This is a genomic window from Amycolatopsis deserti, assembly GCF_014653945.1.
Taxonomy (GTDB): Bacteria; Actinomycetota; Actinomycetes; order Mycobacteriales; family Pseudonocardiaceae; genus Amycolatopsis_E; species Amycolatopsis_E deserti.
On the sequence record NZ_BNAU01000006.1, the window covers coordinates 157388 to 170012 of the forward strand.

The following is a 12625-nucleotide window of genomic DNA, read 5'->3' on the forward strand; positions in this document are numbered from 1 at the left end:
TACATCATGCCCAGGTGACCGATGCCGACGCGGTGCTCTCCGCGCTCCGACCCGTGCTCGACGGCCTGGCCGCCACCTTCGGCGGCAACTGCGAGGTCGTCCTGCACGACTACCGGCGGCCGGAGGGCTCCGTGGTCGCGGTCGCCGGCGACGTCACCGGCCGGGCGCCCGGCGGCGCGATGAGCGAGCTCGGCCTGAGCCTGCTCAAGCAGGGCCGGGACGCGCGCGACCAGATCAACTACCTGACGCGCACGCCGGCCGGGCGCGTGATCAAGGCGTCCACGATGCTGTTGCGCGACCGCGACGGCGAGGTGTTCGGGGCGCTGTGCGTGAACGTCGACGTGACCGATCTGCGGCACGCGGCCGTGCTGCTCGGCGAGCTGGCGGCGGTGACCTCGCTGCCCGACGCGACCACGACGTTCACCAACGACGTCGGTCAGCTGATCCGTGCGGTGGTGGCCGAGGAGGAGCTCAAGCTCGGGCGGCCGGTGAGCCGGATGACGCGCGCCGAGCGGCTGGACCTGTTCCGCGCTCTGGACGAGCGCGGGCTGTTCGCGCTGCAGAAGGCCGTGCCGGAGGTGGCCGCCGCGCTGGGGATCTCCCGGGCGTCGGCCTACAACCACCTGGCCGAGATCAGGTCTTAGGCGGCAGGCCGAAGACGTTCCACGGCGGGCGCGGGGTGTCCAGCGCCTCGGCGTCGGTGATCGGCGTGGCGGTGCCGCGGAACCGGTCGAGGTCGGCGCCGCTGGCGACGCGGGCGGGGAACGCCGCGGACGCCGCGCGGCGGCTGATCGCGTCGAGGGGCAGTTCCGCGCGCGAGGCGACCAGCACGAGGTTGCCGAACCGGCGGCCGCGCAGCACGCCGGAGTCGGCGAGCATCACGACGTGCGGGAAGACGGCGCCGATCGTGGCGACGACCCGGCGGGCGAACTTCAGGCCCGGCCCGTCGGCGACGTTGATCAGGTAGGTGCCCGCCGGCCGGAGTACCCGGGCGACGTCGGTGGTGAACTCCAGGGTCGCCACGTCGCCCGGCATCTTCGCGCGCTGGAAGACGTCCGCCACGACGAGATCGGCCGAGGCGTCCCGGCGCGTGGCCACGCCTTCGCGGCCGTCGGAGATGCGCACGCGCAGGTTGGGCACGCCGCGCAGGTCGAGCTGCTCGCGGACGAGGTCGATGAGCTGCTCGTCCGCGTCGAAGACGAGCTGCCTGCTGCCGGGCCGGGTGGCCGCGATGTAGCGCGGAATGGTGCAGCCGGCGCCGCCGAGGTGCAGCGCGTCGACCGGCCCGTCGCCCAGGCAGTCGATCACGTCCCCGATGCGCCGCACGTACTCGAACTCCAGGTGCGTCGGGTCGTCGAGGTCCACATAGGACTGGGCGACCTCGTCGACGGTCAGCAGCCAGGCGTTGGGGCGGTCAGCGTCGGCGAGAAGCTCGGCGAGCCCGAAGCGGACCGGGTAGCGGCCGGGAACCGGACGGGCGGGACCGCGCCGCCGGTTGGTGCCTCTGCCTGCCATCGCCGCAACTCTACGTGAGCACCAGCCACCCGCGGCTCCGTGCCGGTCACCGCCGCAGCCTCGGATCGTGCGAAGGGTCGGCGTACATGGGCGGGCAGCCGTGTTCGATGGCTTCCGGGCGCAGTTCGTAGTGCCAGGGTTCGTTGCGGTAGATCTGGCACAGCCCGTACCCGGCGCCGTGCTCGGACAGCCACGCCCGGGCCTGGGCGGGTCCGATGTCGACCGCGTGCCCGGACACGTGCGGAGACGTGTCCGGGGTGGCCACCCATCGGGCGGCTTCCTCCTCCGAGCCGTACTTCGCGATCGCGTCACGGAGCAGTTGTTCCTGGTACGCCGGGGACCGCCAGCCGCTGTTGACGATGAACTCGACGCCGTCGTGCGCGGCATCCGTCGCGGCTCGGCGCAGGGCGCCGAGCAGATCGGGGTCGAGGTTGGCCACCGCCGGGACGTCATCGAAGACCGTCACACCGCCCGGGACGACGCCATCCGCCTCGCCGACGGCGCGCCGGCTTGCTGGTTCGATGCAGGTCATGCCGGGAAGTCAAGGCGAGGCGCTGTTGCCGGCGCGTATCCGGTTTTCGATATGCCGCGGATATGCTCCGGCTCCTAGGATTCCCCAGTGTGCGTGTGCTGATCGTCGAGGACGAGCCCTACCTGGCCGAGGCCATCCGTGACGGCTTGCGTCTGGAAGCGATCGCCGCCGACATCGCCGGTGACGGTGACACCGCTCTGGAGCTGCTGAGCATCAACTCCTACGACATCGCCGTGCTCGACCGCGACATCCCCGGCCCCTCCGGCGACGAGATCGCCAAACGCATCGTCGCCTCCGGCAGCGGCATGCCGATCCTCATGCTCACCGCCGCCGACCGGATCGACGACAAGGCCTCCGGGTTCGAGCTGGGCGCCGACGACTACCTCACCAAGCCCTTCGAGCTGCGCGAGCTCGTCCTGCGGCTGCGGGCACTGGACCGCAGACGCGCGCACCACCGGCCGCCCGTGCGGGAGATCGCAGGCCTGCGGCTGGACCCGTTCCGACGGGAGGTCTTCCGCGAGGGCCGCTACGTCGCGCTCACCCGGAAGCAGTTCGCGGTGCTCGAAGTCCTCGTCGCGGCCGAGGGCGGGGTGGTCAGCGCCGAAGAGCTCTTGGAGCGGGCCTGGGACGAGAACGCCGACCCGTTCACCAACGCCGTGCGGATCACGGTTTCGGCACTGCGCAAACGCCTCGGCGAGCCGTGGATCATCGCCACCGTGCCCGGCGTCGGCTACCGCATCGACACCGCCGCTGCTCCGTGACCGCGGTGAGCACGTGCCGGGCCAGGACGTCGCCCGCGTCCGGGGCGCCGGCCGCCGAAGCGTGAGCCGACATCGCCGCGATCCGGTCGGAATCGGTGAGCACCGGGATCAGGGTGCGCACGATCCAGGCCGGGTCGAGGTCGGCGTCGTCGACGAGCAGCGCCCCGCCTGCCGCGACGACCGGCTCGGCGTTCAGCCGCTGCTCGCCGCCACGCAACGGGAGCGGGACGTACGCCGCCGGCAGGCCGACAGCGGCCAGTTCGGCGCACGTCATCGCACCCGAGCGGCAGATCACGAAGTCGGCCGCGGCGTAGGCGTACTGCATCTCGTGGACGTAGGGGACGGCGACGTAGGGCGGGTCACCGTCCGGCACCTCGACCGCGTGCCGAGGCCCGGTGATGTGCAACACCTGCACACCGGCCGCCCGCAACGACGCGGCCGCGCCGGACACCGCGGCGTTGATCGTGCGGGCGCCCTGCGAACCGCCGGTCACCATCAGCACGGGGGCGTCGGATCGCAGGCCGAACCGCCGCCGGGCCGCGTCGCGCAGCGCGGCCCGGTCGAGTCCGGTGATCGCCGGCCGCAACGGGATCCCGATGGCGGTGGCGTGCGGTAGCCGGACCCTCGGCGATGCGGTGAACACGTGCCTCGTGATCCGGGCCGCCAGCCGGTTCGCCACGCCGGGCCGGGCGTTCGCCTCGTGCACGACGATCGGCAGGCCCCGCCCGCGGGCGGCGAGGTAGGCCGGCATGGCGACGTAGCCGCCGAAGCCCACCACGACCTCGGCTCGCACGCGGTCGAGCACCGCCCCGGCCGCCCGCACCGACGCGCGCAGCTTGCCCGGTGTCCGCAGCAGGGCCCGGTTCAGGTCACGCGGCAGCGGCACCGGCGGGATGAGTTCGAGCGGGTAGCCGCGGGCCGGGACGAGCGTGGTGTCCAGTCCGCGGACGGTGCCGAGGGCGGTGATCTCGGCCGTGGGCTCCAGCCGGCGCAGCGCGTCGGCGAAGTTCATCGCGGGCTCGATGTGCCCGGCCGAATGGCCGCCGGCGACGACGACGCGCGGTCGCCTAGGCGATGGGGAAGTCAAAATAGGTGTCCGGATGAGGTTCGTCGTTCAGCGTGTAATGCCACCACTCGCGGTCGTACCGGTTGAACCCGCAGGCCTCCATGACGGCACACAGGTTTTCGCGGTTCCTCGCCTCGACCGGCGTGATTCCCGTTGCTCCGTGGTGTGAGACGGGATCCATCAGATCGTGGCCACCACCCATCGGAGCGAGTTCGCCGGTGGCCAAGTAGTAGAGCGTCACGTCGACGGTGCTGCCCCGGCTGTGGCCCGACTTGGCGGCCACATAGCCCTTCTCGAACATCTCGGACCGGTCGATGTTCGGATAGTGCCGTGACTTCGTGCGGCCGTCCTCCGGCTGCGTCGACCAGCGCAGGAAGCAGTCCACGGCGCGTTGCGGACGATAACCGTCCCACAGCAGCAAGCCGAAGCCGAGGGATTCGGCCTTTTCCCGCGCTTCGTCCAGGGCCGCGCACAACGCCCGTGTACCGACGATCCGGTTCACCAGATATCCGTCCACCGGTTTGCCGGTGAAGTTGTCCCAGGTGGCGTACTTGGCGTCCCACCGGATTCCGGGCACCACCTCGTCCACGAAGACAAAGTCCTGGTGCATCGTCATTTCCCCGTCAACGCCAAGGAGACCATCCGGTCGATCACTTCGGCCGGCGGCACTCCGGCGGCCGCCATCATCCTCGGGTAACGGCTGTAGGAGGTCATCCCGGGAAACGTGTTGACCTCGTTGAGCACCACGCCGCCGTCGTCCGTGAGGAACATGTCGACCCGCGCGAGTCCCCGGCATCCCAAGGCGCGATAGATGTCCTTCGCCGTTTCCTGGACCAGCGAGCGCGACTCGGCCGGAATGTCCGCGGGGACGATGAACGTCGAGTTTTCGGATCCGGTTTCCGGGCTTTCTTCCTGATGGATTCGGAAGAAGCCGTGGGACAACGCGACCCGGTCCACCTCGGCGGCGAACAGATCCAGATCGTTGCCCAGGACGGCGCATCCGATTTCACTGCCGGCGACCGCCTCCTCGATCAACACCTTCGAGTCGTACTTCCGTGCGGTTTCCACCGCGCTCGGCAGTTCTTCTTCGCCAGACACCTTGCTGACGCCGAACGACGACCCGGAACGGGCCGGCTTCACGAAGACGGGATAGGTGAGCCCGTCGACGTCGATCTGCTCGTCCGCCGTGAGGGTCCGGAAGTTCGGCGTGGCGATCCCGGCGCTGCGCACGATGGTGTAGGTAAGGGATTTGTCCATGCACAGAGCGGAACTTTGCACATCGCAGCCCACGTACGGGATGCCGGCGAGCTCCAGCAGACCCTGGATCGCACCGTCCTCGCCGAGTTTGCCGTGCAGCACGGGCAACACGACGTCCAAACTGATCGTTCGGTACCGCCCCTGCTCCAGCACGAGCAATCCGCGGACGCTCCGGTCCGGCGACAGCACGACCGGTCGGCGATCGCCGTCTTCCCAGTTCGGGCCGGGACCGTCGCACAGCTGCCAGGCACCGCTCTCGGTGATCCCGATGTAGAACGGCTCGTACTTCCCGGTATCGAGGTTCTTCGCGATCTCCTGCGCGGATTTCACCGAGACGGGATGCTCTTCGGACACGCCGCCGAAAATGATTCCGATCTTCAACCTATCCACGCTGGTTCCCGCTTTCGAATTTCCGGCAGTTGGTGAGGGAGTTTTCCACGGTGTCGCTCAGGGCGTGATCCGTGTAATACGCGGTGTGCGGACTGACCAGGACGTTCGGCAGTTCTTGCAACCGCAGGAGCAGTTTGTGTTCGATGGGCTCGTGCCGTCGGTCGACGTAGAAGATTCCTTCCTCCCCTTCGAGCACGTCCAACGCGGCCCCGCCCAACCTGCCGCTTTCCAACGCCGCGACAAGGGCCTCGGTGTCGACGAGTGGGCCGCGTCCGGTGTTGATGACGAACGCTCCGCGCTTCATCCGCTCGATGCGCCGGCGGTCGAGCAGGTGGTGCGTATCCGCGGTGAGCGGGGTGTGCAGGGTGACGATGTCGCTGCGCTGCACCAACTCGTCGAGCGGCACGTGACCGGGAGCGGACTGCGGACGGATGTCGTGGCACAAGAGGTGGCAGCCAAAACCGCGCAGCCGGGCCATGACCGCGGCGCCGATGCGCCCCGTGCCGACCACCCCGACGGTCAGATCGCGCAGCTCTTTCCCGCGAACCTCGTCCAGCCGGTAGTCATGCACATCCGTACGGCGGATGAGGGATTTGGCGTTTCGCACCGCCATCAGCATCAGCATCAGCGTGTAGTCGGCCACGCTGTCGGGCGAGTAGCCGACGTTCTCCACGAGGATGCCGACGCTCGCCGCGTATTTCACGTCGATGTGGTCGAACCCGACGCTTCTCGTGGAGATGTACCGCACGCCGACTTCTCTGAGCGCGCGAAGGGTGGAATCGGTGAGCCGGGTTTTGTGACCGACGCTGACGCACCGGTTTCCCGATGCCAGTTCCGCGTTGGCTTCGGATACCGCCGCGCCGGTGATGGTCGGCACCACACCGAAGCGAGGCGCCATCTCGCGGAACAAGACGGCCTCGTCCTGGCCGCACCCGTAAATCGTGATTCCCATCGCGGGGACGGCCGATGCGGATGTCATGCCTGCCAGTCAAGACAGGGCGATGTTGCCGGCACGTATGCGGTTTTCGATACGCCGACGATATGTCACCGGCGGAAGGCGGGCATCAAGATCGAGTGGAGGCCGGGGGACCTTGCTCGAACAAGGCGACCACCGACCGGGGTCCGGGGGCTTGCCCCCGGCTGGAGAGTGGGGGCTTGGCCCCCACAGAACACGCGGAACGCGAAAGGCTCGTGCTCTCCGCGAGCACGAGCCTGCCATGCGTGGAGCTGAGGGGAATCGAACCCCTGACCTCTGCCTTGCAAAAGCAGCGCTCTACCAATTGAGCTACAGCCCCGGACGCGGGCCCCCAAGCCCGCGGGAAGTTCAGTTGTTCGTGCCCGCCTCGGCGGTCTTCGCCGGGGCGCTGCCGTTCGTCGAGACCGCGGCCAGCGGACGCTCGGTCGGAGCGGTGGCCTCGCGCCACAGGTCGGCCTCAGCCTTCGCGTCCTTGTTGCGCTTGATCACGAACAGCACCCCACCCGCGACGACTGCGAGCGCCAGCAGCTTCTTCACGTTCCGGCCCCTCTTCGACGGTCCAGCTGACCTCCCGATGCTACTGCACCCGCCAGGGGGAGGTTCGCGCGGTGCGGGCGGCGCCCGGCCGAGTGGTTAGCGACCGGACCGCCCGGGTAGCCGGATTGTGACGAAGACGAAGGAGGGGCAGGAAATGACCGACAAAGAAGACCGCCAGGAAGGCATCAAGGGCGCGGTCGAGGGCCTGAAGGGCAAGGTCAAGGAGACGGCAGGCACCTTCCTCGGCAACGACTCCGCCCAGCGGGAAGGCCGCGCGCAGCAGGAGAAGGCGGACGCGCAGCAGCGGGTCAGCGAGAAGGAAGCCGAAGCCGACCGGGCGCGGGAGGAAGCGGCCCTCGGTGAGGCGCGGCAGCGCAGCGAGCAGTAACCCCACCCCAGACACGGCCAGGTCAGACGCGGCAGCGTTCCCCGTCTGTCCTGGCCGTTCCACGTGGAACAAAGCTTGACCTTGCCCCTGGGGCAACCCCCACAGTCGCTTCCGCCGGGCAACATGCCTGGTACGAGGAGGGTGACATGGGGCTGCTCACGATCGGGGCGTTCGCCCGCGCGGCGGGACTGTCCCCGAAGGCGCTGCGCCTCTACGACGAACTGGGCCTGCTCCCGCCCGCGTCGGTCGATCCGGTGTCCGGGTATCGGCGGTACGCGCCGGATCAGCTGGAGCGGGCCCGGCTGATCGGCCTGCTGCGCCGGACCGGGATGCCGCTGGCGCGGGTCTCCCTGGCGCTGTCCGGGCCCGACCCGGCCGCCGAGGTCCTCGCCTACTGGCGCGAAGTCGAAGCCGACGTCGCGGCACGCGGGCGGCTCGTCGCCTTCCTCGTCGAGCAACTGTCCGGAAAGGACACTGCGATGCCGGGACTCGTCCACGCTGTGCGCGCCGACCGCGGTCTGGTGCGCGAAACGAACCAGGACGCGGCCTACGCCGGGTCGCACCTGCTGGCCGTCGCCGACGGCTTCGGGCCCGGCGGTCACCAGGCGAGCGTCGCCGCGATCGAGGCGGTCAAGCCGTTGGACGCGCTGACCAGCGGTGATCCGCTCGACGCCCTCGGCGAAGCCTTCCGCGTGGCCGGCTCGGCCATCCGGCACCTCGAGGACGCCGGCACCACGCTGACCGCGCTGCTCTGGTCCGGTTCGCGGCTCGACGTCCTGCACGTCGGCGATTCGCGGGCGTACCTGCTGCGCGAGGGCGAGCTGTTCCAGCTGACGCGGGACCACGTGCACGGCACCGCGGTTCCGGCGACGCTGGCCCGGGCTCTGCACCGGCAGCCGGCCGAGCCGGACCTGCTGCTGCACGACGCCCGGGACGGCGACCGGTACCTGTTGTGTTCCGACGGCCTCTACGCCGCGGTGCCCGCCGACACCCTGAGCGGGGAACTGCGGGCCGCCACCACCCCGGGCGACGCCGTTGGCACGCTGGTCGACCTCGCCAACCGGCGCGGCGGACCGGACAACATCGCCTGCGTGGTCGCCGACGTGGCGGCCTAGACGCCCCGCACGGCCTGCACGTCGAGGCGGAGTTCGATCGTCGAGCCGACCACGACCAGGCCCTTCGCCAGCGTCTGCTGCCAGTTGATCGTGAAGTCCTCGCGGTGCAGCTCGGTCTTCGCGATCGCGCCGAGCCGGTCGCCGTTCCACGAGCGCAGGCCGAGGTAGCTCGCGTCCAGGCGCACGCCCCGGCTCGCGCCGCGCAGGTTGAGCGTGCCGTCGATGTGCCAGCGGTCACCTGCCACGCGCTGGGCCCGGTCGCTGAAGAAGTGGATCTTCGGGAAGCGTTCGACGTCGAGGAAGTCGGGCGAGCGCAGGTGCTCGTCCCGCTTCTCGGCCGCGGTGTCGATGCTGGCCGCGTCGATGACGACCTCGATCGAGGAGTTCTCGATCCGCTCCCCGACGTTGATGCTGCCGTGGAAGCGCGTGAAGCGGCCGTGCACGCGGGACAGGCCGATGTGCCGCGCGACGAACCGGATCGACGTGTGGTCCGGGTCGATCACCCAGCGGCCCGGCCCCGGCAGGCGGACGCTCGCGTCCGGGTACAGCTCCACGTCACCGAGCGAGGTGTGGTCGCCGCTGGCGACATCGACGGTGTGGGTGACCTCGCGGTACCCGCCCGCGCCGATCGTGACCTGGTAGGTGCCGGTGGCCGCGGTGACCACCGCCAGCCCGTAGTCGTCGGAGACGGCGCGGAACACGCGCGGGCCGCGTTTGTGTCGGAGGGTCATCTCGGCACCGGCCAGCGGGTTGCCCGCCTCGTCGCGCAGCCGCGCGCTCACCAGGCCGGCCCCGGCCGCGAAGGTGACCGGCTCCCCCTGTCGGCCGTCACGGCGACGCAGGCGGCTGAACATCGGAAACGCTCCCATCGGTCGGTGGTCCGTGGGGGACCCTAACCAGCGGATTCCCGTTTCGTGACCCCGTCGTTACCAGAGTCACCGCACCGATGTGTCCGAATCACCCTTGGCGGGGGTGCCGTGCCAGTCCAGGCAGATCACGCAAGCGTCGTCCTTCGGGTGCCCGCCGGCGGCGTCGACGACGGCCGAGGTCAGCGTCTGCACCACCTCGCGCGGATGCAGCGCGGCGGTCTCCCGCACCAGAAGGCGCACGTCCACCGACGCCGCCTCCCGTTCCAGCATCCCGTCGGTCAGCAGGAACAGCCGGTCTCCCGGCCGCAGGTGCACCGTCTGCACCTCGTGCGGCTTCTCCTGCAGCCCCGTGCCGAACGGGATGTCCCGGTGCAACGGCAACTCCCGTACGGCGCCGTCGCGCAGGAGCAGCGGCAGCGGGTGCCCCGCGTTGACCACGTCGGCACGCCCGTCGGCCAGGGCGATCCGGAACAGCTGCCCGGTCGCGTACGGCGTCTTCGCGTGCTCGCGCACGGCCTGGTCCGCCGCCGCGGCCTGGTCGGCGAGGGGCCGGTTCGCCCGGCGGGCGCCGCGCAGGGCAGCCAGCAGCAGGGTGGCCACCAGGCCGGACTGGACGTCGTGGCCGACCGCGTCGGTGATGGACAGGTTCAGGGTGTCGTGGCCGAGGGCGTAGTCGTAGGTGTCACCGCCCACGTCGTCGGCGGGCACCAGCGCGCAGGCGACCGTGAACTGGGCCGCCTCGCAGCAGGACGCCGTCGGCAGCAGCTGGTGCTGGATCTCGGCCGCGAGGCTGACCCGCGTGGTGCGCTCGCCCCACTGGTAGAGGTCGGTGAAGCGGCGGTCGGTGACGATGAGGTAGGCGAGCGCGAGCGCCACCTCGCAGATCTGCTCCAGGGCCGTGTCGTCGAGCTCCGGAACGGTCATCTCGAGGAGGCCGACGGTGTCGCCGCGGTTGGTGACCGGAACGACAACGTGCCACTGGTCGCGGCGCTCGCGGTAGGGCTCCTGGCTGTACAGGACCTGCTCGTAGACGCTGCCCGCCAGGCTGAGGCGCTCGGCGTCCTTGCCACGCAGCGACTTCCCGCGCGCGGTGAACCGGACGAGCTCGCGGCCCACGAGGTCGACCAGCAGGAAGGAGACGTCGGACGCGGCGAAATGCTCCTCCAGGTACCCGGCGACCACGTCGACCGACTGCACCGGCGCCGCGCGCTCGGCGGCGGTGAGCACCGCGGCGAGACCGGACGGTTGAGCGGACATCCCGGACTCCCCTCAGACACCGCCGATGCGGCCCTGCGCCGCCGGCACCACCCTGCCGATCGTAATGGCGAGTGTGGCTCCGAGGGCGCTGACGCCGGCCAGGGTCAGCCAGATCGCGGCCGCCCCGGCGGACAGCAACCCGGAGAGCGCGGCCGGGGCGACCGCGCCGGCGACGGTCACGGCGAGCTGGTTGAGGGACAGGTACCGGCCGCGGAGGGCGTCCGGGGCGCTCTCCGCGGCGACGGTCGACGTGATGGGGCCGCCGAGGATTTCGCCGAAGGTGTAGCTGCCCGCGCCGAGCAACACGACAACGACCGCGAGGGTGAGCGCCGTCATGCGGTCGGCGGCGAGGAACAGGAGGTAGCCGGCCGCGAAGCAGGCGTGTCCGGCGACGAGGACGCGGCTGCGGATCCGGCCCCTGAGCCACCGGATGACGACGCCCTGGCCGAAGCCGACCATCAGGGTGTTGAGCGTGAACACCGCGCCGGCCGTCCAGCCAGGCAGTCCCAGCACGTCCACCGCGTAGACCGGGATCGCGATGTTGAGGGCGAACAAGGAGATCGCGAAGCACAGTTGGTGCGCCACGAGGGGCCGGAACCGCCGGTCCCGCAGCACGCGCCGCCAGCCTCCGGCGGTGTGCCGGCCCGCCTCCGGGCGGACGTTCGGCACGGCGCGCATCAGCACGAACGCGGTGGCGTAGGACAAGGCGTTGACGACCACGATCGCGGCGTAGACGCCACGAGTGCCGAAACCGACCGCGACGGCGGAGAGCAGCCCGCCGAGTGCGTAGCCGAGGTTGCGCACCGAACCGAGCAGGCCGAACCAGCGCTCGCGTTGGCCGGGCGCGGCCAGCGCCGTGACGGTCACGCCGTAGCAGCCGAAGAACACCGCCCGGCCGGCGCTGTTCAGCCAGGCGCACAGGGCGATCTGCCAGGTCTGGTCCACGACGAGGTACCCGGCGAAGCCGACCGCTTGGGCCAGGTTCGCCGCCTGCAGCACCGGTTTGGCGCCGTACCGGTCGACCAGCCCGCCGACCAGCGGACCCGCCGGGAGCGCCAGCAGCCCGGCCGTCGTCAGCGCCGCGCCCACCTGGACCAGCGTCAGTGAGGTCGTGGCCAGGAAGTACAGCATCGAAACGGGGATGAAGACGCCGGTGCCGATCGAATCGATGACGATCGCCGCGACGAAGCGAATGGACACCGCCCGGACGGTATAGATTCTATACCGGTATCCACAACGCTACCGGGAGGCCGCCATGGGCAAGGCGTACAACGTGATGGCCGCGACCTGTCCCAGCCGCACCGTGCTGCACCGGATCGGGGCGCGCTGGACGGTGTTCGTGGTCAACGCGCTGGACCGCGGCCCGATGCGGTTCACGGAGCTGAAGGCGCACATCCGGGGCATCACACCGAAGGCCCTGACGGAGACGCTGCGCGCGATGGAGTACGACGGGCTGATCTCGCGCACGGAGATCCCGGCGAACCCGCCGCACGTCGAGTACGCGCTCACCGACCTCGGCCAGTCACTGCTGATCCCGCTCCGAGCGGTCCGCGAATGGGCCGAGCGACACGTCCCGGACATCGAACGAGCCCGCGCCCGCGCGGACGCACGAGGGTGACGGCCGCGACCTGGTCGCTGCGAAGGTAGTCGATGATGGCCGTCGCGTCGTTCCGCGCTCAGGCCGAAGCGCCCGAGCGGCAGACGTGGCTAGCGCTTGATCACCCCTTGCCACCAGGGCGCCAAGTCGTCAAACCACAGCACCCACAACGTCACCTCGCACACGAACAACGCGGTCGTGAGGATCGCCGCGACCAGGAGCGCCCGCGCGAAGCCGGGTGAGGTGGCTCGGTCGGCATGGACAAGAGCCTCACACACCCGGTCCCGGTCGCACGGGACCGAACGGAGCAACCGATCATGCTCGCAGCGTGCGTCTCGCTGGGCCTTCGAGCGAGGTTCAGTCGC

General features: G+C 70.4%; 15 protein-coding genes and 1 tRNA gene. 5 read left to right on the forward strand and 11 right to left on the reverse strand.

The features are described 5' to 3' along the window. Nucleotides 1-14: 14 nt before the first annotated feature. On the forward strand, nt 15-644 hold the full coding sequence (locus IE290_RS24635; RefSeq protein ID WP_191247060.1) for a helix-turn-helix transcriptional regulator: 630 nt from the start codon (nt 15-17) through the stop codon (nt 642-644). Here IE290_RS24635 and IE290_RS24640 read toward each other — a convergent pair. Beyond that, on the reverse strand, nt 634-1515 hold the full coding sequence (locus tag IE290_RS24640) for a spermidine synthase (RefSeq protein ID WP_191247061.1): 882 nt from the start codon (nt 1513-1515) through the stop codon (nt 634-636). The genes IE290_RS24635 and IE290_RS24640 overlap by 11 nt on opposite strands. A 46-nt stretch (nt 1516-1561) precedes the next feature. Then, nucleotides 1562-2047 (reverse strand): M15 family metallopeptidase, encoded by a 486-nt coding sequence (locus IE290_RS24645; RefSeq protein WP_191247062.1) that lies wholly within the window; start codon nt 2045-2047, stop codon nt 1562-1564. Between the two features lie 89 nt (nt 2048-2136). Here IE290_RS24645 and vanR-Sc point away from each other — a divergent pair, with 89 nt between their 5' ends. Continuing rightward, a complete protein-coding gene (gene vanR-Sc, locus IE290_RS24650) occupies nt 2137-2808 on the forward strand; it encodes a VanSc-type vancomycin resistance response regulator transcription factor VanR (RefSeq protein ID WP_191247063.1) in 672 nt (223 codons plus the stop codon). On the opposite strand, the gene IE290_RS24655 is transcribed toward vanR-Sc, so the two are convergent. The 6 genes from IE290_RS24655 to IE290_RS24680 all read right to left on the reverse strand — a co-directional run bounded on the left by IE290_RS24655 (nt 2753) and on the right by IE290_RS24680 (nt 7034). Next, on the reverse strand, nt 2753-3898 hold the full coding sequence (locus IE290_RS24655) for a UDP-N-acetylglucosamine--N-acetylmuramyl-(pentapeptide) pyrophosphoryl-undecaprenol N-acetylglucosamine transferase (protein WP_308431381.1): 1146 nt from the start codon (nt 3896-3898) through the stop codon (nt 2753-2755). The two genes, vanR-Sc and IE290_RS24655, sit on opposite strands and share 56 nt — an antisense overlap. Further along, on the reverse strand, nt 3876-4484 hold the full coding sequence (vanX, locus tag IE290_RS24660; protein WP_191247423.1) for a D-Ala-D-Ala dipeptidase VanX: 609 nt from the start codon (nt 4482-4484) through the stop codon (nt 3876-3878). Before vanX ends, IE290_RS24655 begins: the two co-directional genes overlap by 23 nt. A gap of 2 nt (nt 4485-4486) precedes the next feature. Beyond that, a complete protein-coding gene (vanA, locus tag IE290_RS24665; protein WP_191247065.1) occupies nt 4487-5521 on the reverse strand; it encodes a D-alanine--(R)-lactate ligase in 1035 nt (344 codons plus the stop codon). Further along, nucleotides 5514-6500: a D-isomer specific 2-hydroxyacid dehydrogenase family protein gene (locus IE290_RS24670; RefSeq protein ID WP_191247066.1), complete on the reverse strand. Its 987-nt coding sequence runs from the start codon at nt 6498-6500 to the stop codon at nt 5514-5516. The genes vanA and IE290_RS24670 overlap by 8 nt, the downstream gene beginning before the upstream one ends. Nucleotides 6501-6743: 243 nt before the next feature. Then, a tRNA-Ala gene (locus tag IE290_RS24675) sits at nt 6744-6816 on the reverse strand. A gap of 29 nt (nt 6817-6845) precedes the next feature. Further along, nucleotides 6846-7034: a DLW-39 family protein gene (locus IE290_RS24680; RefSeq protein ID WP_094003354.1), complete on the reverse strand. Its 189-nt coding sequence runs from the start codon at nt 7032-7034 to the stop codon at nt 6846-6848. A gap of 154 nt (nt 7035-7188) precedes the next feature. Here IE290_RS24680 and mbp1 point away from each other — a divergent pair, with 154 nt between their 5' ends. Together mbp1 and IE290_RS24690 are read left to right on the forward strand one after the other, a co-directional pair. Then, a complete protein-coding gene (mbp1, locus tag IE290_RS24685) occupies nt 7189-7422 on the forward strand; it encodes a microaggregate-binding protein 1 (RefSeq protein WP_020416244.1) in 234 nt (77 codons plus the stop codon). 146 nt (nt 7423-7568) lie between these two features. Continuing rightward, the gene (locus IE290_RS24690) at nt 7569-8537 is read left to right on the forward strand and encodes a MerR family transcriptional regulator (protein ID WP_191247067.1); all 969 of its coding nucleotides are present in this window, start codon (nt 7569-7571) and stop codon (nt 8535-8537) included. Here IE290_RS24690 and IE290_RS24695 read toward each other — a convergent pair. From IE290_RS24695 to IE290_RS24705, 3 genes are all read right to left on the reverse strand, one after another. Then, nucleotides 8534-9391: a YceI family protein gene (locus IE290_RS24695; RefSeq protein ID WP_191247068.1), complete on the reverse strand. Its 858-nt coding sequence runs from the start codon at nt 9389-9391 to the stop codon at nt 8534-8536. The two genes, IE290_RS24690 and IE290_RS24695, sit on opposite strands and share 4 nt — an antisense overlap. Before the next feature lie 81 nt (nt 9392-9472). Next, nucleotides 9473-10663 carry a PP2C family protein-serine/threonine phosphatase gene (locus tag IE290_RS24700; RefSeq protein ID WP_191247069.1) on the reverse strand — a complete coding sequence of 397 codons (1191 nt, stop codon included), beginning with the start codon at nt 10661-10663 and terminating at the stop codon, nt 9473-9475. Between the two features lie 12 nt (nt 10664-10675). Next, complete coding sequence (locus tag IE290_RS24705; RefSeq protein WP_229874691.1) at nt 10676-11863, reverse strand: MFS transporter; 1188 nt, start codon at nt 11861-11863, stop codon at nt 10676-10678. 55 nt (nt 11864-11918) lie between these two features. On the opposite strand from IE290_RS24705, the gene IE290_RS24710 reads away from it, so the two are divergent. Beyond that, complete coding sequence (locus IE290_RS24710; protein WP_191247070.1) at nt 11919-12281, forward strand: winged helix-turn-helix transcriptional regulator; 363 nt, start codon at nt 11919-11921, stop codon at nt 12279-12281. Nucleotides 12282-12625 lie beyond the last annotated feature (344 nt).

Coding starts and splice junctions, on each gene's coding strand:
- IE290_RS24640 (WP_191247061.1), bottom strand. CDS start 1,515: ATGGCAGGCAGAGGCACCAACCGGCGGCGCGGTCCCGCCCGTCCGGTT.
- IE290_RS24645 (WP_191247062.1), bottom strand. CDS start 2,047: ATGACCTGCATCGAACCAGCAAGCCGGCGCGCCGTCGGCGAGGCGGAT.
- vanX (WP_191247423.1), bottom strand. CDS start 4,484: ATGCACCAGGACTTTGTCTTCGTGGACGAGGTGGTGCCCGGAATCCGG.
- IE290_RS24670 (WP_191247066.1), bottom strand. CDS start 6,500: ATGACATCCGCATCGGCCGTCCCCGCGATGGGAATCACGATTTACGGG.
- mbp1 (WP_020416244.1), top strand. CDS start 7,189: ATGACCGACAAAGAAGACCGCCAGGAAGGCATCAAGGGCGCGGTCGAG.
- IE290_RS24690 (WP_191247067.1), top strand. CDS start 7,569: ATGGGGCTGCTCACGATCGGGGCGTTCGCCCGCGCGGCGGGACTGTCC.
- IE290_RS24695 (WP_191247068.1), bottom strand. CDS start 9,391: ATGTTCAGCCGCCTGCGTCGCCGTGACGGCCGACAGGGGGAGCCGGTC.
- IE290_RS24700 (WP_191247069.1), bottom strand. CDS start 10,663: ATGTCCGCTCAACCGTCCGGTCTCGCCGCGGTGCTCACCGCCGCCGAG.
- IE290_RS24710 (WP_191247070.1), top strand. CDS start 11,919: ATGGGCAAGGCGTACAACGTGATGGCCGCGACCTGTCCCAGCCGCACC.